The sequence below is a fragment of the Paenibacillus sp. P32E genome, assembly GCF_001909085.1.
Classification (GTDB): domain Bacteria; phylum Bacillota; class Bacilli; order Paenibacillales; family Paenibacillaceae; genus Paenibacillus_AQ; species Paenibacillus_AQ helianthi.
In genome coordinates, this window is record NZ_LVYY01000024.1 from 155,525 (window position 1) to 176,297 (window position 20,773).

At 53.8% G+C, this 20,773-nt stretch carries 13 protein-coding genes; 9 read left to right on the plus strand and 4 right to left on the minus strand.

Annotated features, from left to right (window positions below; genetic code table 11):
- Positions 1–11 precede the first annotated feature (11 nt).
- The 6 genes from A3848_RS20505 to A3848_RS20530 all read left to right on the plus strand — a co-directional run bounded on the left by A3848_RS20505 (position 12) and on the right by A3848_RS20530 (position 8,196).
- The gene (locus tag A3848_RS20505; RefSeq protein ID WP_074086706.1) at positions 12–902 is read left to right on the plus strand and encodes a carbohydrate ABC transporter permease; all 891 of its coding nucleotides are present in this window, start codon (positions 12–14) and stop codon (positions 900–902) included.
- 129 nt (positions 903–1,031) lie between these two features.
- Positions 1,032–2,729, plus strand: a complete 1,698-nt coding sequence (locus A3848_RS20510) for a type 2 periplasmic-binding domain-containing protein (protein WP_074086707.1) — start codon at positions 1,032–1,034, stop codon at positions 2,727–2,729.
- 101 nt (positions 2,730–2,830) lie between these two features.
- A complete protein-coding gene (locus tag A3848_RS20515; RefSeq protein ID WP_074086708.1) occupies positions 2,831–4,726 on the plus strand; it encodes a sensor histidine kinase in 1,896 nt (631 codons plus the stop codon).
- On the plus strand, positions 4,723–6,312 hold the full coding sequence (locus A3848_RS20520; protein ID WP_074086709.1) for a response regulator: 1,590 nt from the start codon (positions 4,723–4,725) through the stop codon (positions 6,310–6,312). Before A3848_RS20515 ends, A3848_RS20520 begins: the two co-directional genes overlap by 4 nt.
- Before the next feature lie 399 nt (positions 6,313–6,711).
- Positions 6,712–7,515 carry an AAC(3) family N-acetyltransferase gene (locus A3848_RS20525; RefSeq protein ID WP_074086710.1) on the plus strand — a complete coding sequence of 268 codons (804 nt, stop codon included), beginning with the start codon at positions 6,712–6,714 and terminating at the stop codon, positions 7,513–7,515.
- A 39-nt stretch (positions 7,516–7,554) separates the two neighbouring features.
- Entirely contained in the window at positions 7,555–8,196 is a 642-nt protein-coding gene (locus tag A3848_RS20530; protein WP_074086711.1) for a histidine phosphatase family protein, read from the plus strand.
- A 40-nt stretch (positions 8,197–8,236) separates the two neighbouring features.
- Here A3848_RS20530 and A3848_RS20535 read toward each other — a convergent pair whose 3' ends face one another.
- Both A3848_RS20535 and A3848_RS20540 read right to left on the minus strand, forming a co-directional pair.
- Positions 8,237–9,541, minus strand: coding sequence for an MFS transporter (locus tag A3848_RS20535; RefSeq protein ID WP_178382048.1), 1,305 nt, complete (start codon positions 9,539–9,541; stop codon positions 8,237–8,239).
- A gap of 34 nt (positions 9,542–9,575) precedes the next feature.
- Positions 9,576–10,478: an ArsR/SmtB family transcription factor gene (locus A3848_RS20540; protein ID WP_074086713.1), complete on the minus strand. Its 903-nt coding sequence runs from the start codon at positions 10,476–10,478 to the stop codon at positions 9,576–9,578.
- A gap of 238 nt (positions 10,479–10,716) precedes the next feature.
- Between A3848_RS20540 and A3848_RS20545 the strand changes: the two genes are divergently transcribed.
- Positions 10,717–11,307, plus strand: coding sequence for an RNA polymerase sigma factor (locus A3848_RS20545; RefSeq protein ID WP_256702495.1), 591 nt, complete (start codon positions 10,717–10,719; stop codon positions 11,305–11,307).
- Positions 11,279–12,391 carry a DUF4179 domain-containing protein gene (locus A3848_RS20550; RefSeq protein WP_083612261.1) on the plus strand — a complete coding sequence of 371 codons (1,113 nt, stop codon included), beginning with the start codon at positions 11,279–11,281 and terminating at the stop codon, positions 12,389–12,391. Before A3848_RS20545 ends, A3848_RS20550 begins: the two co-directional genes overlap by 29 nt.
- Before the next feature lie 130 nt (positions 12,392–12,521).
- On the opposite strand, the gene A3848_RS20555 is transcribed toward A3848_RS20550, so the two are convergent.
- Positions 12,522–18,053 carry an S-layer homology domain-containing protein gene (locus A3848_RS20555; RefSeq protein WP_074086715.1) on the minus strand — a complete coding sequence of 1,844 codons (5,532 nt, stop codon included), beginning with the start codon at positions 18,051–18,053 and terminating at the stop codon, positions 12,522–12,524.
- Positions 18,054–18,308: 255 nt separating this feature from the next.
- Complete coding sequence (gene serS / locus A3848_RS20560) at positions 18,309–19,586, minus strand: serine--tRNA ligase (RefSeq protein ID WP_074086716.1); 1,278 nt, start codon at positions 19,584–19,586, stop codon at positions 18,309–18,311.
- A gap of 400 nt (positions 19,587–19,986) precedes the next feature.
- On the opposite strand from serS, the gene ssuE reads away from it, so the two are divergent.
- Positions 19,987–20,541, plus strand: a complete 555-nt coding sequence (gene ssuE / locus A3848_RS20565; protein ID WP_074086717.1) for an NADPH-dependent FMN reductase — start codon at positions 19,987–19,989, stop codon at positions 20,539–20,541.
- The last annotated feature ends 232 nt before the right edge of the window (positions 20,542–20,773 follow it).

Consider the following 20,773-nt stretch of genomic DNA (forward strand, 5'->3'; position numbering starts at 1 on the left):
GGACTTAACCAATGTTTGCTCTCAAACGCAAGACGATGGGCGAAGCCCTATTCGATATCGCCAACAATCTGATTATGCTGTGTGTATGCTTCCTGACGCTCTACCCGATCTGGTACGTGCTGATCAATGCCTTCAATGATGGAAATGATGCGATGCTGGGCGGGATTTACTGGTGGCCGCGCATGTTCAGCCTGAAGAATTTCGACGCGGTGTTCGCGAGTCCAGGCATTATGCAGGCCATGGGAATTACGGTTGCCAAAACGGTGCTCGGCGTGCTGGTGCATGTGTTCTTCACGGCGATGGTAGCCTACGCGTTATCCCGCAAAGGGCTGATTGGCGGCAAATTGTATATCCTGCTGGGCACGATTACATTGTTCTTCAACGGTGGTCTCATCCCGACCTTTCTGCTGAACCGGGACCTGCATCTGCTGGATAACTTCATGGTCTACATCATTCCGGTGATGTTCAGCTTCTTCGATCTCATTATCTTCATGACCTTCTTCCGGGAAATTCCCGAGGGTCTTGAGGAGGCGGCACGGATAGACGGTGCCAACGACTGGTCCATCTTCCTGCGGGTCGTGCTTCCGGTATCCATGCCAGTCATCGCCACGATTGCCCTCTTCCATGGTGTGTACCAGTGGAATGATTATTTTGCCGGGATCATCTATGTGAATAATCCGGACCTGCAGCCGATCCAGACTTACCTGTTCCGGGTGGTGGCGCAGTCCAGCTCCAGCCAGATGATGGTGGCCGTGCAGGGCAGCAGTGTTACCAAAAGCGTGACTTCCCAGTCTATCAAGCTGGCCACAATGGTGGTCACCACGCTACCGATTGTGTTCGTCTATCCGTTCCTGCAGCGCTACTTCGTAAAGGGCATGATGATCGGTTCGATCAAGGGCTAAGGCTTGTCTTCAAGCCAACCCAACCCAAGCGATCAAGCCACAAAGGTAACTCCTCCGGCACCCGGCACATGATGGGTTATGGAGTTGAGCTTATAATTTACTACAATTTCAGAAAAGGGGTAAATAAGCATGGGCATGAAACGCAAGCCGAAAGCAATGGTGCTGCTGCTCTTGGGGCTGATGCTGGCATTCTCGGCAACAGGCTGTTCAAGTGGCAATAATGCCGGAAACAATGGCAAGGATAACGCGGGGGCTGCTACAAATGCGGCAGAGGCCACCAAAGCACCGGCAGAACCGGCGGCGTCAGCGGTCTCGGCGGATGAGCCGGGCTGGAAAAGCGACACCTCACCAATCACGTTCGACTGGTATCTGAATTTCGCCTGGTTTCCGAATAAATGGGGCGTAGACCCTACCTCCAAATATGTAACGAAAAAGACGGGTGTAAATATCAACTTCATTGTTCCCGCAGGGAATGAGAATGAGAAGCTCAACACCCTGATTGCTTCCGGCAAGCTGCCTGACTTCATTACACTGGGCTTCTGGGAAGATGCGGTCAAGACGATGATCGAGGGCAATCTGGTGCTTCCGCTAAACAAGCTGGCCGAAGAATATGACCCGTACTTCTTCAAGGTATCCGATGCCGACAAGCTAGGCTGGTACACACAACCGGACGGCAATGTATACGGCTATCCTAACTCCTCCTCTTCACCTGCTGACTATAAAAAATACGGCAAAAACTATGTCTCCAACCAGACATTTGTCGTCCGCAAGGATATTTATGAAGCCATCGGTAGCCCGGATATGCGCACACCGGAGGGCTTCCTGAATGCACTGAAGCTGGCGAAGGAGAAATACCCTGAGATTAACGGCCAGCCGATTATTCCGCTCGGTCTGCATGAGTTCACTGAGACTGGCAACGACTCGCTGGAAGGTTATATTCAGAACTTCCTGAACATCCCGTGGGAAAAGGACGGCAAGGTCTATGACCGTGAAACCGATCCTGAATATGTACGCTGGATGAAGACGCTCCGCCAGGCCAACCAGGACGGACTTTTGTCCAAGGACATTTTCATTGACAAGCGCGCTCAAATGGAAGAAAAGATTGCGCAAGGCCGCTATTTCGCCATGCTCTATCAACGTACCGACTTTGCTCCTCAGCTCGGTACCATCTATCAGAAGAATCCGGAACAAACCTATATCGCTGTAGAAGGACCTGCGAACACCAAGATGGACCCTCCGGCACTGAACGGGCCGGGGATCTCGGGCTGGACAGTAACCCTGATCTCCAAGGATGTGAAGGATAAAGCCCGGGCGATTAAATTCCTCAGCTACCTGAACAGTGAAGAAGGCAACAAGGATCTTTTCCTGGGTGAAAAAGGGGTCAGCTATGATACCATTGACGGTAAAGACCAATTTCTGCCGGAAGCCTTTGACTTAATGAATAAGGACCGTGCGGCCTTCGATAAGAAGTACGGATCTTCTTTCACCTTCTGGATGATGCAAAATACAAATATTACGGACCAATGGGCTCCAAAATCCGTTGAACCGTTCAAGCAGCTGGAAGACTGGACCCGCGGCAAAGCGGTTAACACTTCCGAATTCCAGCAGATTGATCCTACGGGCAACTCGCCTGAAGGCATTATCGCCACCAAGCTCAAAAACCTTCGTGGCAAAACGCTGCCGAAGCTGTTGATGGCTTCCTCTGATGCGGAGTTCGATAAGCTCTGGAGTGAGTATCTGGCGAAGAAGGAAAAAGAAGGTCAGGCGACCTTTGACGCATACCGTCAGACGAAATACGAAGAAAATAAGAAAAAGCTTGGAATGTAACTCACTATACTACTGCCCAATTGCCCGCTGACTGCGGGCTTTTGGGTTATTTTCTTCTAATCTGCGGCCTTAGAGGCGAGGTGTACAGGATACAGGTGAACATGCACAAACGAACCGGGGCATTATGGAGCTCCTTCAGCTATTGGTGGGGACGAAGATCGCTGCAAAGCCGGCTGGTGGCGGCCTATATTTTTATTATTCTGGGTCCCTGCCTGCTGGTGTCCTTCTATTCCTATAGAGCAATCAATAATACGTATGTCCGCGATGCTGTGGACAAAAACAGCTATTTGCTACAAATGGAAAAGACGCATATCCTCAATCAGATCGAAGCCATGGAACGGGCCGCACAGATGGCTTATTCCGATAAGGTGATCCGGAATTATCTGCTCAATGAGAGCGATCCTTCACTCGGAGAACTGATTGATTTCAATACGACCACTTTTGTGAATTTGAACCGGATTCAATTCAATAATCCCAATATTGAGCATCTGCGGCTGTATTCGCGGAGCAAGGAGGTGCACGAGATCTGGCCGATTATTTTTCGGGAGGAACGGGTGTCCATGGAGCCATGGTATCAGCAAGCATTGAAGCTGCAGGGGCAGGAGCTATGGTCTTTTCAGAAGAATGATCCGGATCCCATGCAGCGCTATACAGGCCAGGCACCGGAGGGACAGCCCAAGGTTTCTTTGCTGAGGGAGATCAGTATTCCGGCCGGCCATCATGTCGGCATGATTCAGGTGGATATGCTGCTCAGCCGCTTCACGCCGAAAACCTATACCGATGTGCGCGACAACCAGTCGCAGATGTTCATCACGGGGGATGGGCTGCAGCTGTTTACGCGGGCGGACAACTCTTTTGAGGAGGATAACCCAAAGCTGAACATAGCGATTACCGAACGCTTGCGGCAGTATGCGGAAACCGGGGAGTGGGATGTCCACTACAAGGAGAACGGTAACTCCTTTCTGCTGGTTCACACCCCGCTTACGCAGATTGGCGCTTCATTGCTGAATGTAGTGTCGATGGAGAATGTCATGAAGGATATTTCGCATACCCGGAATCTGATTATCGGGCTCAATATTGGTTTTATTGTTCTGGTTACGGCTATTGCCTACGTGCTGAATGCCTTTATTCTGAAGAATCTGCGCCGCTTGACGGAGACGATGAAACGGGTGCGCAGAGGGGAGGCGTACACGGGCATCAGCATCCGTGGAGGCGGGGAGGTCGGGGAACTGGCGCATCATTTCTCCAAGCTGATGAATACAATCAATACACTGGTTGCCCAGGCCGTGAACAAGGAGGCGCTCTCCAAAGAAGCGGAGCTGCGGACCCTGCATAACCAGATCGATGCCCATTTTCTCTACAATACGCTGGAAAATATTAAAATGCTGGCAGAGATTGAGAATCAGCGGGGCATCTCCGATGCTCTGACCTCGCTCGGCGGCATGATGCGCTACAATTTCAAATGGTCCGGTGAATATGTGAAGCTGCGGGATGAAATCCGTCATATCGAGAATTACATCGAAGTGATGAATATCCGGTTTGAGCATCCCATCACGCTGGAGCTTTCGATTGCACCCTCCTATCTGGAGCTGGAGGTGCTGAAGATGTCCCTGCAGCCGATCGTGGAGAACAGCGTGAAGCATGCCTGGTCAGCCGGAGCGGAGGAGCTTCAAGACCGTTCCATCCGTATCCAGATTTCAGAGGCGGACGGGGAAATCCTCATTGCGATCCGCGATAACGGGTTTGGGCTGTCTCCGGAGCGGTTGACGGAGCTGCATACCTCGATTTATGCCAAGGAGGAGCCGGGTATGGCTGCTTCCGGGTCCGCAGCAGGCGGTTACAGAGGCGGCGGCATAGGACTGCGGAATGTGCACCAGCGGCTGCAGCTGTTCTACGGGGAAGCCTACGGGCTGGAAGTGAAGAGTCAAGCGGGGGAATGGACGACGGTGTTCATGACGCTGCCTAAAGTTCTTTTGACGGGGGATAGACAGATATGAAGAAGCTGCTGATTATAGATGATGAAAAGATGATCCGCCAGGGTCTGCAGGCCATGATTGAGCGGGAATACCCGTCCTGTTACAGCATCGCGCTCGCGGGGAACGGTGCAGAAGCGCTGGCACTGTATCAGCAGGAGCGCAGGGATATTATTATTACCGATATCCGCATGCCGGTGATGGATGGGATTACTTTGCTGGAGCGGCTGTCCGCTGAGGCGGAGCCTGGCCGTGAAGGACCTGCGGTCGTGATTCTGAGTGGCTACGATGATTTCGAATATGCCAAAAGTGCGATCCGCTACCGCGTCAAGGACTACCTGCTGAAGCCGATAAGACGCGAGGAGCTGTTCGGGATTCTGGAGCAGATCAGCAGAGAGTGGCTGGAGCAGGAGTCCAATTCCCGCAGACTTGCACAGGAGACGGAGGGCTACCGCCAGGAGCTGCGTACTGCCCGCTTGCGCGGACTGCTCATGCAGGAGCCTGTGGAGCCGTCACCCGAGCAGCAGCAGGAGCTGGAACAGCTGCCTGTTCCTTTTACAGTGGGCGTGCTGAATTTCTATTACAAAGACGGGGCCCGGATGAAACCGGACGAAGTTCAGGGACTGATTGAACGGATGGGCGGACCGCTGGCCGGGCCGTTTGCTGAAATTCTGACGGATTGGGAAGGGAAGCTGGTCCTGATCGGAGCCGGCAAGGAGGCATTCCTGGAGCTGGCCCGGCAGGCAGAGGCAAGAGAACTGACGGGTCTGCTCATCGGTATCAGCGGTGAAACCCGGAATCCGGCAGACTTCCGCACCGCGTACAAAGAAGCTTGCCGCGCGCTGCAGTATACGTTCCTGCCACCGCAGGCCAGCTTCATAGATTACGCAGATCTGCGCGAAGGACGGCTGCGTTTTCCATCGCCGGAGGAGGAGCTGCGCAAGCTGCTGAACATGCTCGGCACGGACCGTGAGAAGGAAATCAGAAGCCTGCTGGGGGCGATTTTTCAACTGGATCATTTGCAGCATCTGGATCTGGCGTATCTGGAACAGGTGGGCCGCAGTATGAACGAACGGGTGCTTGATGAGGTATTCCGGCTGCACGGGGAGGCCTCCGTTGAAGTGCTCAAGCTGTACCGTACGGTGGGCAATCTGTATAATTTCCGCCATTTTCACGACTATTACCGGACACTGGAACATTTGCTCATTACGGTGAACGATTATATCATAGGAATTAAGTCTGCCCATACGGAGCATGCCGACATGGAGGAGGCACTCGCCTATATTGAAGCGAATTATGCCCGCCCGCTGAATATGGCGATGGTGAGCAACCATGTGTCGCTTAACTATTCTTATTTCAGTGAGGCCTTCAAGGCCTATACCGGAGAGAGCTTTGTGCTGTATCTCAAAAGAGTCCGGATCCGCCATGCCAAGGCGCTGCTCTCTGAGAACCGCATCAAGCTGGCCGGTGTCTCCGAAGCCGTCGGCTTCGAGAACAGCAAGCAGTTCGCCCGTGTGTTCAAGGAGCTGGAGGGCATCTCGCCAGGCGAATACCGCGCTAAGCTTCTGCTGGAGCGGTATTCCGGGCGTCTGGGGGATAAGGAATCGTAAGAAGGCGGAGAGGCAGGGGCGCTGCTCTTTTTGTTAGTTGGAAATTGTTTAACTAATTTAGGTGGTTTTGTGCTCTTTTTTCGATTTAGGTGGAAAAAGGGAACTTGAATTTTAGCTATAGGCATATTTGGATGTATTCTAACGATTACGGAAAATTCAAGTGCACTAATTCCAACTAAACATGGATAGGGGTTGTTATGAGAATAATTAGTAGGAGGAATTCCAACTAATGATCATGGAACCCAGTACGAGGATGGGCAGATGGATTGAAAATTTTCTTCAAGGCCACGTAAGTTGTCTTCGGATATACGGGGGGTTGCTGTGCTAAGCATACGGGCTGCTGAAAATGGCACAGTTCTGCCCGGGTCCGTCGAATGAGAGTTGTAGGGGAGTGTTCGAATGGAAGAAATACGAGGGGAACTCATTACAGTGGAGACACTGGCATCCGACTTTCGGAAGCTTGGGGTGCGTGAAGGGATGACGCTGCTGCTGCATTCCTCCTTTAAATCGCTGGGACAATGGGTGGCAGGCGGGCCGGTTGCCGTTATTCTGGCGCTGGAGCAGGTGCTTGGAGAAGGGGGGACTTTGGTGATGCCGACCCACTCCTCCGATCTGACCGATCCATCAGGCTGGAGCAATCCGCCGGTGCCGGAGGCGTGGTGGCAGAGCATCCGGGAACAAATGCCGGCCTATGACCCGGATCTTACACTGCTGCGGGGAATGGGCGTAATTCCCGAAACCTTCCGTAAGCAAAAGGGGGTTCGGCGCAGCAGCCATCCGGTCCATTCTTTTGCTGCCTGGGGCAGGCACAGGGATGAGATTCTCGATGGGCATGCGCTGGACGCTGCTTTTGGTGAACAATCGCCTCTGGCCCGGATCTATGATCTGAAGGGAAGCGTACTGCTGCTTGGCGTGGACAGCTACAATAATACTTCACTGCACCTGGCCGAATACCGGGCTGAGTATGCCGGGAAGCAGGAGGTCACTGCGGGAGCGCCCATGCTGGTCAACGGGGCCAGACAATGGGTGGAGTACAGGGATTATAACTGGAATTCGGAGGATTTTGCCGCTATTGGTGAGGAGTTTGGACAAGAGACGGGACAGATTACTTATGGAAAGGTTGCCGCAGCGGCAGCCCAGCTCATCCCGCAGCACGAGCTCGTAGACTATGCGGTGAAATGGCTGGAGCACAAGCGGGTATAGCCGAAAATAAGTTCATTTTACATAAAGGGGAGGATCTTCTTGAAAACAACAACCGTATATTTAACCCGGCACGGGCAGACGGAGTGGAATGTCCAGAACCGGATGCAGGGGCATCGCGATTCGGCGCTTACACCGCTTGGCGTACAGCAGGCAGAGTGGCTGAACCGCGGGCTCCAGCAGGAACCGCTAGATATGATTTACTCCAGTTCAAGCCCCAGGGCACTGCGGACAGCAGAGATCGTCCGGGGGGAGCGGAGCATCCCGCTGATCGCTTGCGATGAATTCATAGTAATTGGTATGGGGTTATGGGAAGGACGAGATTCCGCCGAGATTGAGGCCGGGGACCCGGAGCAGCATCATCATTTTTGGAAGGACCCGGAGAAATTCAGTGTGGAAGGCAGCGAGACCTTTGCCGGGGTACAGAAGCGGGCGCTGGAGAAGCTGCAGGATATTGTGACGGCACATGACGGGCAGCGCATCCTGATTGTTACCCATACCGTAGTGATTAAAGTATTGATGGCTTATTTTGAAGAGAGAGCCATGGAGAAGCTGTGGGACCTGCCATATATTTATCCGACCTGTCTGTGCCGGATCGATTTTACGGACGGACAGGCGGAGATCCTGCTGCACGGGGATACAAGCCATTATGTGAATAGCGTAGAAGATGAACTATTTGATTAGCCCTCATTAGTCTTGTATAGAATGTTGGTTGGGAAAAAAATCAACCTGCAGGCGATGCTCCAGTGTTATGGACATCGCCTGTTTGGTGTGGGCCACCTCTGCGGCCCTGCCGTTGTCTGGCTTCAAGCGCGGACAGGTCGCCGTCGAGCATCCGCAGGCCGGGGAGCAGAAGGGCGGCTCCGGCACATAACGCCGGCAGCAGTCCGGCAGCGATGAATAAGGCTGGCACACCATAGGCCTCAGCAATGGCCCCGCCGGCAAAAGCGCCAAAAGGCGTCAGGCTGCCGCCGATCAGAAAGCGGATGGAATTCACCCTCCCCTGAAGATTTTCGGGAACGAGGCGTCCATGCAGGGAGGAGCTTAGCGAGCTGAAGAAGGGGGCCAGGAGGCCGGATACAAATACGGCAGCAAGCGCAAACGGAAAGCTGGGAATCAGCCCCCATATGGATGTAATGATTCCGATCGTGCCGAGACTGCCAAGCATCACTAGACGCCTCTGTGTAATCTCACCCAGCAGGGAGATCACACCAAGGCCGGCCAGTGTTCCGAGTGCGAAAGCTGTGGTAAGTGTGCCCATCGCTGCTGCATCGCGGTGGAGGACCTCGCGTACATACGGAACCATCATCGTCCAGACCGCGATGGAGCTCAGATTGCTGACCGAAGCCATAAGCATGATGGTGAACATGGCCGGGAACTGCTTGTAAAAGGTGAAGCCTTCAGCCATTTCACGCAGGTATAAGGAAAGGGAGAAGCCCCCTGAAGCAGCATCTGGCTTGGCTGGCTTGGGCAGCTTCGGCAGGCAGAGTAGAGTGGCGATAGCGGCAATGTAGCAGAGCATATTAATGCCCAGTGCCGGGAGCGCCCCGCTGGCGGCGGTCAGCGCGCCAGCCAGCGCAGGTCCGAGCAGCGCGGCCGCCCCTTTGCAGCCTTCGATGACGGCGAAGGCGCGCACGAGCTTCCGGCTGTCCGCGACGCCGGGAATTACAGCCATCGCCGTGGGCATGAACAGCGCGGCGCAGGCGCCGCTAAGTCCGGCTGCGGCGAATAAATGCCAGAGCTGGAGCTGGCCGGCGAGGCCCATGCCCAGCGGAAGGGCGATGGCCAGCAGCCGGATCGCGGCCAGGCAGGCCATGAAGCGCACGCGGTGCAGCCGGTCGGCCAGCGGGGAGCCGAGGAGGCGCAGCAGCAGCTCCGGGATGCCGGAGCTTAGCGCCAGCGCGCCCATGGCCAGCTTGGAGCCGGTCAGGTCATAGACCAGCCATTCCATCGCCAACAGGCCAAAGGCATCGCCGAAAGCGCTCAAAGAAATCGTAGACAGCAGACCGTAGTAGCTGCGTTTCAGCATAGGGGATTCGCTCCTTTTTCTGGTTAGCCGCCAACTACTCCAAATAATCGGCAATCCGCTTGGGCAGATCATTCAGCGCATCCAGGCGCAGGCTGTAGGACGTACTTTTGCCAGTGGAATGGACAATGACCAGTCCAGCCGAGCGCAGCGCGATGAGATGATAGTGAATCGTGCTTTTGGACAGGCCAACCTGCCGGACGATTTCCGTGAAACTGAGCTGCTTCCCCGCAAGCAGACGGAGAATGAAGAGCCGTGTCTCATCCGACAGCGCCCGGGTCAGCCGCAGCAGTGCGGGAGCGGGCCGTCCCTCCTCCGGAGGCAGCGCATCATAGGCATAGCTGGTAAATACAAATTCATCATATAAAGAAGTAGTGACCAATGGACGGGCGTGGTAGTGCGGAATCAAAATAATCTGCTTCAGGCTCTCCCCGGGATACAGCCGCATCCCCTGCGTCGCCCGTTCGTAGACCTCCATGGCATTGGTGCCGCTCAGTTCGGCCCGTCTGGATTCCGCCTCCCGGCTCAACCCTTTAAGAATAGCGGGATCAATTCCGCCAAAATACCGTTCATTCCATTCCCTCAGAATATCGGAGGTACGGCTGCGTAGTCCGGCAAGATTGGACGACACCGTGGATCCGAAGCGTGCAGCGGTCTCGAACAGTTCTCCCGGAGACAGGCCATCGAACCAATTCAGAAAGCCGTCCACCGAACGGTCTCCGGGACAGCTCCAGATATAAGGAGTGAGCGTGAAATCTGCATTTTCCTTGGAGAATTCCTGCATGTTCTGCAACTGAGCGGCGGTGAACCTCTTCTGAACCTCCTTGACCCAGACCTTTCCGGACTCCAGAGCGTTATGATTCTGCTTGTAGAGAAAAGCAGTCAGACTGGTAAAGCATTCATACATTGGGGCAAAATCGACTTCTACCGTATAATCCATGTGTGTGCCTCGATCCCTTGTGAATTCCGCCGTATAGACGATTAAGTAGCAGCTGAGTTGTGTGGATCATAACTCGTCTTATATTAGTTCTATAAATATAGAACTTATTATTTGTTTTATTATAAACGAACTTAATTCTGATATCAACAATCTCGAACAACGCATCCAAAAAAAATTACAGCCTGTTGTCACAAAACACACTGCTTTTCAGTTATACATGCAGAAAGGAGGGGGACTTGTGGATAGGACAGCCTCCAACAGGAATACCGGGACGGAACTCCATGCGATTGTAGAGCAGGTGCAGCAGGGAGAGGTGGAGGCTTACACGGAGATCATCCGGCAGTTTCAAAGACCCATATATCTGTACTGCTATTATCTGCTCGGCAGTCGGCAAGAGGCGGAGGACGCCGCGCAAGATGTCTTTATCAAGGGGCTGGAGAACATTGGCGGATATGTGCAGAAGGTATCTTTTACAGCTTGGCTGTACAGGATTGCCTGGAATCATTGCATGGATCTCATGAAAAGGAGAAGCAAGGGCTTCCGCCTTCTAGCCATGTACAAAAAGCAGCAGCTGCAGACGGAGGAGGCTCCGGCCAGTCTAGGGTATACCGAACAGGTTCATGAGCTGCTGGAGCGGTTGAACATGGGCGAACGGCAGATTTTGCTGTTGCGTGCGCTTGAGGATTATAGCTTTAATGAGATCGGTGCGGTGATGGAGATGAGTCCGGCCACGGTGCGCAAGAAATACGAGCGGCTACGCAAAAAGCTGGGCCGGCACACAGCAAATGGAGGGACACAAATTGGAGAACCGTTCAAGAATAGGGGATGACAAGCTTAAGCATCTAGGGAGAATGATCCGGGATACCCCGGCAGATGTGGACTTGGTGGACCGGACTATGCAGCGCTATGCAGCGAGGAATCGAACGGACCAGACAGCTCCTGCTGTGAAAAATGGCAGAACCAGAAGAGGAAGAACCGCTGTTGGTGTAGCTGCAGTCCTGCTGCTGTGCGGGTCATTTATAGGTATGGCCTTTATCCCGCCTACGCTCGCAGCTTCGATCCGGCAGATTCCGGTGCTGAACTCCATCTTCAAGCTGGCAGGTGATCTGGGACTTAGGACGGCAGATGATCAAGGGCTGGTGTTCACGCCGAACCGCAGCGATACCCATGACGGGCTGACGCTGAATGTGCCTGAGGTATTGTTCGACGGAGTCCGGGTCTCCATTGGACTTGAGCGTCAAACGACAGAGGAGAGGTTCCTGAAGCGGGAGCTTGGCGACCTTATGAGTGATATCAAGCTGTCGATTAATGGTGAAGATCTGCTCGCATATGGACTGCAAGGCGGCGGAAGTGCTCCCGGCATTTTTAGTTTGAAGGGGAAGGATGAAGGTTCAAGGATCATTCAATTCTCTGATATCCGCGGCCGGGGCGGGCGATCTTTACCCGATCAGTTCGAACTTCTGCTGTCGGTCACCGTGGACGGGGTTTCGGAGCCTTACCGGATCACCCTTCCGGTTGAAAAGAAAACCGTGAATAACCAGATCGCAGACCCGATTGTCCGTCAGCATGACGGAATGATCTTTACCCTGGATAAGGTTGAACTCACGCCGATTACCAGCCTAATCACGACTCGGATCGAGGTTCCAGAGCGACAGAAGATCAGAGGAAAGCTGCCTCTTATGGGCTTTGAAATGGTCGATGACTCAGGTAACCTGGTGAAGGCGGTGAACGGAAGTATGGGATTCAACGCTACGGACGGAAATGTTTTGACCACAGATACGATGCTGGAGCCACTCAAGCAGCCCTCCCAATATATCACCATTCGAACTTACAAGATTCTGAGTATTGATCCTAAAGGAAACATGGACAAGGAATATATTCCGGAGTTCGAGGTTACAGTGCCACTGAAATAGAGGGTGTGACAACAATCTGTATGCCAAAAAGAGACGGCCCCTTGAAGCGCATCAGCGCTTAAAGGGAACCGTCTCTTTCAGTTAGACTGAGCTGTCTGCCCTCCTTGCAGGGACTTGGCTCTTTGTAGCTTTAGTTGATGAACTGAAGCGACTTCAAGGTCTTCTCCAGCATCGTTGCGGCTTCTGCACGGGTAGCCAGCACCTGCGGTGCGAACGAGCCGTCCGGTCTGCCCTGAATGATGCCTTCAGCGGCAATTTCGGCTACGGCCGCCCGGGACCAGGCCGGAAGTCCGGAGGCATCGCTGAATTTAGCCAGTGCTGCAGGATCGGCATTCAGTGATTTGCCCGTGTATTTCATGGCTTTGGACAGAATGGTGGCCATCTCCTGGCGGGTAATCGGGCTGTTGGGCTTGAAGCTTCCGTCGGTATAGCCCGTAATGAGCCCCGCGGCAGCGGCTGTCTTAACAGCATCCGTATACCAGGTATTTGCTCCCACATCACTGAAGGTGGCTCCGCTGCTCATGGTGGCAAGGCCGAGGGAGCGGGTAATCAGCGCCGCAAATTCTGCGCGGCTTACCATCTGCGAAGGCTGGAATGTGGTAGCGCTCGTGCCGGTAATGATCAGCTTGGAGGCCAGCAGATCAATGGATGATTTGGCCCAGTGTCCGGTAATATCTCCGAACGTTTTACTCGATTTCACAACTGTGTAGAAGCTGTTGCTGTTGCGTTTGATCGTAACCTCGGTGGTTCCGTCAGGCTTACCGGCAAAGACTGAAGGTACAAAAGTCAGCTTGCCGGTGGCTGGATCAAAGGATACTGCAGTCGAATTCATGGAGTTCAGCACAGAAGGTGCAGTAAGCGTCCGTTTCACATATGTGCTGCCGAAGCTGTTCAGCGGAACGCTTTTGCTTCCAGCCTGCGCTGTAACTGTAAATTCGATGACCGGTGCAGCCAGACTTAGTGATCCGCCCTGCGCCGTAACGGCCAGGTTAAGACTGCTTAGTGTTGAAGCACTTGCCTGCAGCAGGGATACAGTGACTGTGAAGTCGCTGGTGCCCAGCTCAGCTGTCAGTGCAGTTCCGTTCAGTACACGGAGCGGAAGCGAGTAGGAAGCTCCGCCAGGGATGGTGAACGTAAGGACGGTAGCAGGATTCGAAGCTGCCTGCTGAACAAGTACGCTGCCCGGAAGAACAGCCTGCGCTCCGCCGCTGGAAGCGGTGAGCGGGATAACCAGCTCACTGGTTCCAGCAGGCAGGGCTGTAAGCTTGCTGGTCAGATCTGCTGCGGTGATCGTTGTCACCTGCGGTGAAGCCAGCGGCGCCGTGGTAGCACTAGGCGTTGGTGTTGGTGTAGCAGGTGTTCCGCCGCCTCCCGGTGGATTGGTCGGAGTCGGCGCAGGTGTTGGCGTAGGCGTCGTACCCTTCAGATCCGTAATCCGTCCCTCGGTGCCGATGGTGACTGGGTTATGATTTTTCAAATAGGATAAAAGAACTTCGAAATCCGGAAGCCCGAGTTCATAATAACGTCCGTCGGCCTTGGCCCCGGCCAGTGCGCGGTAGAAGTCACCGCCGCCTGCCATGAACGAGTTCGTGGACAGCAGATAGTAAGCTTTCGGGTCAATCGGCAGATAAGAGCCGTTCGTCTGCCGGATTTCAACAGACACAATGCGCTCTCCGGCCTGGGTAACCTGGTTAGTCAAAGGATCTACAATTTCCGGTTTCTTCGTAGAATCATAAGTGTATTTCATTCCGGAAACCTGGGCGAAGCGGCCCTGATCGGAGCTCAGCCCGCTGACCGAGTTTTCCAGAGAGGAAATGATTTCAGCACCCGTCACTTTGAGAGCGACCAGACTGTTGCCGAACGGCAGCGTGGTCAGTACCTCGCCCATCGTAACGTCGCCTTTGTCAATGGCTGCGCGGATTCCGCCCCCATTCTGAATAGCGACAACGCCCTTAATGGAAGCAAGGTCGCTTGCCGACACGAAGCTTGGCATCAGCTCTCTGACCTTTTCGGCAATACTGTCGGCAATCATATTACCGATCGGAGTTTCTTCCTGACGCACGACACGGACGGATTTGCCGTCGATGGTGCGGTTCGTGTAGAGATCAACGCTAGAGTTGCCGACGACTGTGCTGCGTACAGCAGTCAATTTGGTATCATATGGAGCAAGCATCGCTTTGGCTGTGGCGTCTTCGCCGAACAGATTCACATCGAGCAGCTTGCCGTTGTAAGTCAGGATGTCACCCTTTTTATCAAACGTCACATTCAGTTCACCGAGGAACTGGCTGTATTCACCGGTCTGTACGATCAGTACATTTTTACCGGTGCCGACATTGACGATTGGCGTAGGAGGATTATCGATCTTCGTATGCGAGTGTCCGCCGACAATGATGTCAATGCCCGGAACAGCTTTTGCCAATTCCTGATCTACAGTGTAGCCCAGGTGGGTGACGGCGATGATTTTGTTAATGCCCTTTGCTTCCAGCATCGCTACTGTATTCTTGGCACTTTCCACGTGATCCTTGAAGCTGATTTTATCTCCCGGCGAGGCTAGTCCAATGGTATCCTCAGTGGTCAGGCCGAAGATGCCGACCTTTTCACCGTAGACGTCCTTGATGACAGAAGGATAAATGTTGCCGTCTTTTGCGGTGCTCTTGGTCTCGTCCGTTTCCAGTGTGCCGATGGCATTGTGATACAGCCCCGCCAGCTCACTTCCTTTGGTGGTAAAGTCAATATTCGCGCTGGTGAACGGGAACTTGGCGGCGGTGACGAAATCTTTCAGCACCTCCGGCTGATCCTTGTTCAGATCGAACTCGTGATTGCCGAACGTCATGGCATCATAGCCGATGTTGTTCATGAACTGGATGTCTGCCTGTCCTTTGAACTGGGTGAAATACAAGGTTCCTGAGAAAACATCGCCTGCATCCAGCAGTACGGAATTGCCTGTCCGCTCACTGCTGATCGCCGAGGTGCGTCTTGTGATATTTTCCAGGTGACCGTGGGTATCGTTGGTATGCAGTACCCGCAGGTTGAAATGGTCGGTGCCGAAATCAATTTGCGTCAGCAGCGGATCATGGTCGCTCACACGTCCGTCTTCCTCCTGGAAGTCGGCATTGATGTGCACAATGTCCAGTGTGGATCTTGTGGCCAGCTTGTTGTTGACCAGCATATGGTCCAGCGTCTGGGCATTGCCCTGGTATACGTAAGAATAACGCTCTCCCAGCGGCAGCGTGTCGATCAGGTTGGTTAATGCGCTGCCTTTCAGAATTTTCAAAGTATTCGAGAACTGGAAGTCGTTCAGATCGCCAAGCACCACGATATTCGCATCAGGGTTCTTGGCCAGCACATCAGATACGAAGCCGTTCACAACGGTGGCAATTTTCGCCCGTTGGGCTTCACTTGGTTTGACGGGTGGCTGGATACTGCCGTACAATGCGGAGTCTCCCGTCTTGGAGTTGAAGTGATTCGCAATGACCATTACTTTTTGGTTATTGAACATAAATTCCGCCGCAAGCGGTTTACGGGAATTATCGAATGCGGAGTTGGTCGGATCAATCCGGCCCGGATTCAGGCTGAGCCCGCCGTCCTTGGTGTAGGCTACCGCTGTTGTAGCGTCACCTTTGTTGCCCGGAGCAAGCTGGACGCGTGCGGTGTTGTAAATAAATCCGGCCCGGATGTTCGCGCCCGGCGCACCGCCGTCCATATTGTTAACCGGGGTAATATCAGTAAAAGCATAAGTTGGGCCGCCCTTTACCTTGATAGCATCAATCAGCGCATTATAGCTGTCGGTGGCATCCACGGTTCCGGTGTTGCCCGAGCCGTCATTGTCCTGAATCTCCAGAAGGCCGACAATATCCGGCGTGTTCAGGTTGGTAACGATGTCTTTGGCAATATTGTTGATTTTGTCGGAACCGCTCAATTTGGAGAAATTCTCCACATTGAATGAGGCAACCGTCAGCTTATCGGCTCCGGCTTCGAATGAGGTTGTTTCCCGCTCAACTGAAGTGCCTGCAGTTACTGCCGGCAGCGGGGCATTCGGATGAACTTTGTAATTACCATAGTCATAACCGAGAATACCGGTAATGTTCCCGCTGAAGATCTGTCCCGTTCTAACCGGCTGGCTCGGCTTGGCGGCGATCAGAACACGTTGAGGATTGAAGTCCGCCCCTGTAAGAACGAGACCACCTGAGGGTGAAGTGACTTCTGTAGTGCTGGTACCGTTGTTCACGGTGACCGGAATTTCAAAATCATAAGGCCCGATAATCTTCGGGGTGTTGAGCTGAACCCGCATGCCTTCAAGACTTTCGTAGAAGTCTAGGGCATATTTGGCAGGATCAAGCTCTTTAGTCAATCCCACAGAAATGATAGCAGTGGGAATTGCCCGCCCGCCTGTTCCGATAATCGTAGCCGCAGGGAGAGGATTGGCTCCAGATACCACGGTTGCCTGAGTCGCCGCAATTTCGGTAGTCAGCAGGTCCGTAGCGTCAGCATAGCCACTTTCCTTATATTCCTTCACCCATCCGTCCACGAGAACAGAATCGGCTACTTTTACCTTGTTTCCCGGGAGGTAGACCATGATCGCCTCGGAGGTCCGGGGGTCACTGTCCGGTGTTGCAGTCTGAATGTAGAAGGTGCTGCCGCTGGTGTAAGTAACAATACCCGGTACACCTTTCACCAGCTGCCCCGCATAAGTGGAGGATTGGACAGTACCCTGAATCTTGGGGATCGTCAGTCCGCTAACCGCTTCTTTGGTGGTGTAACTGAATTGGGAGATGCCGCTGTCGGTTTTGCCTTCTTCTGTAGAATAGGCTTTGATGAGTACGGTGTCGTCCTGCAAAAGAATTGGAGTGCTGTACAAAGCGTAATCGGCCAGGGCACTGGTGCTGCCGTTGGCATAGACGCTGTAGTATACGCTTGCGGTTACACTGCTTGTGCTAAGGGAGAGCTGGGTGCCTTTGGGCACCGTCTGCCCGGAAGCGAGGGAAGCAGTGACGGCCGGAGCCTTGGTGCTGTCCACACCCGAGGTGCGCGGATCCGGTGCTTGAACCGTGAAGTCGGCAGAATTCTGGTTAGTATCCAGTCCGCGGTTGCCGGTAGGGAGCAGGGTGGATTCCAAGCGGATAGCTGCGGTGGTGTTGGAGAGAGGTGGAGTCGGCCCCGTGCCTTCAAAGGTAGTAGCAGAGCCATAGCCAACCATATCAACCTGGGTGCCGGATGCATTCAACAGCTCAATCTTTCCATTTGCTCCGGCCATAGCTATAGCAGAGTTGCTATCCGTAACGATGTTTGGCGCCGGAAGATCGTCCGTGCCTCCGGTGCCCGCCGCTTCCTGAATCAGAAAATATCCGCCTGCGGGGATGCTGCCGGTAAGTGTGGTGAACAAATTGGGCTTAGCTTCACTAAAGCTTCCAGAGGAAGAGGCATATCGCACCTTCCAGCCGGTCAAGTCAATATCTGCATCTGTAGGATTATACAACTCGATGAAGTCATTCTTGTACTTGGCTCCGGAGTTCCCTCCGCCGCCATACACCTGGGAGATCACAGGAGCACTATTATCTGTTGCCGCTGAAGCTGTTGATGCTGCGGGCAGGGCCATACCGGTAATCAGCACGAATGAGAGCGCTGCCGACCACCATTGTTTTCGCCTTGAGGAAATATTCATTTGTTACAATCTTCTCCTCTCTAGATACGATATTATTTTCGCCTTCTCCCAATCTATCATTTGTACGTTAAATGAGAGATTGTCTATCGTAAATATATAGTAAACAATGGATGGAAAACATCAATTTACAAGGAATTTTGTCATAATGCACAAAAAAACTATGAAATCCTCCTGTTCAACCTAAAGCAACGGCTGAATTAGCGGATTCATAGTTTTATAGCTCCCTGCAAGAATACATGGAAAGTCATTTCTGTGTCAGCTGTGAAGAACTTCCTGCCCGTTCATGTACTTGCGCAGCGCCTGCGGGATATAGATTGAACCATCTTCCTGCTGGTGGTTCTCCAGCAGCGGGATCAGAATCCGCGGCGTGGCGACTGCGGTATTGTTCAGGGTGTGGCAGTACTGCAGGCGTCCGTTCTCGTCACGGAAGCGGATGCCCGAGCGGCGGGCCTGGAAATCCAGCAGGTTGGATGCCGAATGGGTCTCCCCATAGGCATTCCGGCTGGGCATCCAGGTCTCGATGTCATACTGCTTGTGTGTCTTCAGCGACATATCGCCGCTGCAGACAGCCACTACGCGGTAGGGCAGCTCCAGCAGCTGCAGAATGTGCTCGGCATTTCCCAGAATCTCCTGCAGCATCTGCTCCGATTCTGCCGGATCATTGCGGCAGATTACGACCTGTTCAATCTTCGAGAACTGGTGCACCCGGTACAGGCCGCGCACATCACGCCCCGCCGAACCGACCTCCCGGCGGAAGCAGGCCGACATTCCGGCCAGCCGCAGCGGCGTATCGGCCTCGATGATCTCATCGCTGTAGAGCGACACGAGCGACACTTCCGAGGTTCCGGCCAGCCAGCGCTTTTCTCCGTTCAGCTCGTAGGTCTGGTCCATCCCTCCAGGGAAAAACCCGGTCCGCTCCAGCGCCTCCGGCCGGACGATGACCGGGACGTCCATCACGGTGAAGCCCCGCTCTGCCAGTACATCCAGTGCCAGCCGCTGCACGGCTAGGTGGAGGTAGAGTCCCGCTCCCTTAAGCACATAGCTGCGCGCTCCTCCGGCTTTGACCCCTCGCGGGATATCGATGATGTCATGGAGCTCGCCGAGCTCCACATGATCGCGCGGTGCGAAGCCGAAATCCGGCAGCCTGCCGGTCCGCCGCAGCTCCATATTCTCGCTGTCATCCGCGCCGACCGGTGTATCCTCCGATACCGGATTTGGTGCCAGCAGCAGCAATTCGCCCCAGCGCCGCTCTGCTTCTGCCAGATCCGCCTCAAGCTTCGTGAGCCGGGTGTTAATCTCCCGCACTTGTGCCTTGGCATGTTCTCCGGCTCCGGCATCTCCCTGGCGCAGCAGGCGCTCGACCTCCTTGGTCAGCGCATTGCGTTCCGCTCTTTGCTGCTCGGTTTCCCGCCGCAGCTCCCGCCGCGTATCATCCCACTTCAGCAGATCATCCAGCGGGAAGTCTACCTTTTTCCATGTTGCCGTGTTTCTTACGAGTTCCTCATTCTCCCTGATCCAGTTCATGTCCAGCATGCCGTTTCGCTCCTTTTTGTCTTATAAAAATACAAAAAACGCCCTCATCCATGGGACGAGGAGCGTTAGCTCGCGGTGCCACCCAGGTTGACCGAATCCTCTGAAATCACAGCAGGATAAGGCCCTCTTTGGTCTTCGCGGTAACGGGCGAAACCCGGTAAACTTAGGAAGCAAGAACATTGCTCCGGTCGCAGACGCCTCACGGTTGGATGCCGGTCACTGGCCTGATCGGGATGTAGTATTGCCGCTTATTATAGCTCAGGATTTTACCGGGTGCAAGAGGCTGTTTACGTTTGACAATAATCCCTGTACTCTGCTAGGATTATTACTAATTTGAAGGTTTTTTACTGGAACAAGCGGCAGAAACGTATAACGGATAACGAACGGAAGAGGTGGGAACGTGGCCAAAATAGTTATCATCAACGGAACACCATCCCTGGTCTCGCGGATTACCGCGGTTATTGAATATGCGGAAGCGGATTTACGGGGACAGGGATTTGAAGTCGAACGCATCAATGTGGCTGAGCTCCCAGCAGAGGATCTGATCCATACGAAATTCGAGAGTGAAGCCATCGTCAAAGCCAACGGTCTAGTAGCTGAGGCCGATGCAGTTATTGTCGTCAGCCCGGTATATAAGGCATCCTATACGGGCGTCCTGAAGACCTTCCTGGATCTGATTCCAGAAAAAGGCCTGGCCGGCAAAATCCTGCTTCCGCTCTTTATGGGCGGCAGTCTGGCACATCTCCTTACCATTGATTATGCGCTGAAGCCGGTGTTGTCCGTGCTGGGCGCACGCCATATTCTTGGCGGTGTATATGCGGTAGATTCCCAGGCGGTGCGTAACGATCAGGGTGTCGTCGAGCTGGCCGCCGAGCTTAAGCTGCGTCTGGACAGCGTACTTGTGGAACTGGCGGAAGAGACGTCGCATAAGGCGGGGCGTAAGTCCGCAGAGTAGCTGGATTTTAAAAGGCAGAGCCCAGATGTGCCCGGCGTATCAGGTAGGCGCATTTTAATGTGAGCCGAGTGTCTCCCATTCCTGCGCAGAAATGCCGTACGATGAATAGCGAAAGCCCCTTACTGCCGAAATTTCGGCGGTAAGGGGCTTTTTCGCCACTCAGGATCGCAACGGATTGGAACCAGCTTTGGGCCATTCTATTGTATTCTGTGCAGCAGAATGTGGCGGGAAC

Coding starts and splice junctions, on each gene's coding strand:
- A3848_RS20505 (WP_074086706.1), top strand. CDS start 12: ATGTTTGCTCTCAAACGCAAGACGATGGGCGAAGCCCTATTCGATATC.
- A3848_RS20510 (WP_074086707.1), top strand. CDS start 1,032: ATGGGCATGAAACGCAAGCCGAAAGCAATGGTGCTGCTGCTCTTGGGG.
- A3848_RS20515 (WP_074086708.1), top strand. CDS start 2,831: ATGCACAAACGAACCGGGGCATTATGGAGCTCCTTCAGCTATTGGTGG.
- A3848_RS20520 (WP_074086709.1), top strand. CDS start 4,723: ATGAAGAAGCTGCTGATTATAGATGATGAAAAGATGATCCGCCAGGGT.
- A3848_RS20525 (WP_074086710.1), top strand. CDS start 6,712: ATGGAAGAAATACGAGGGGAACTCATTACAGTGGAGACACTGGCATCC.
- A3848_RS20535 (WP_178382048.1), bottom strand. CDS start 9,541: ATGCTGAAACGCAGCTACTACGGTCTGCTGTCTACGATTTCTTTGAGC.
- A3848_RS20540 (WP_074086713.1), bottom strand. CDS start 10,478: ATGGATTATACGGTAGAAGTCGATTTTGCCCCAATGTATGAATGCTTT.
- A3848_RS20555 (WP_074086715.1), bottom strand. CDS start 18,053: ATGAATATTTCCTCAAGGCGAAAACAATGGTGGTCGGCAGCGCTCTCA.
- serS (WP_074086716.1), bottom strand. CDS start 19,586: ATGCTGGACATGAACTGGATCAGGGAGAATGAGGAACTCGTAAGAAAC.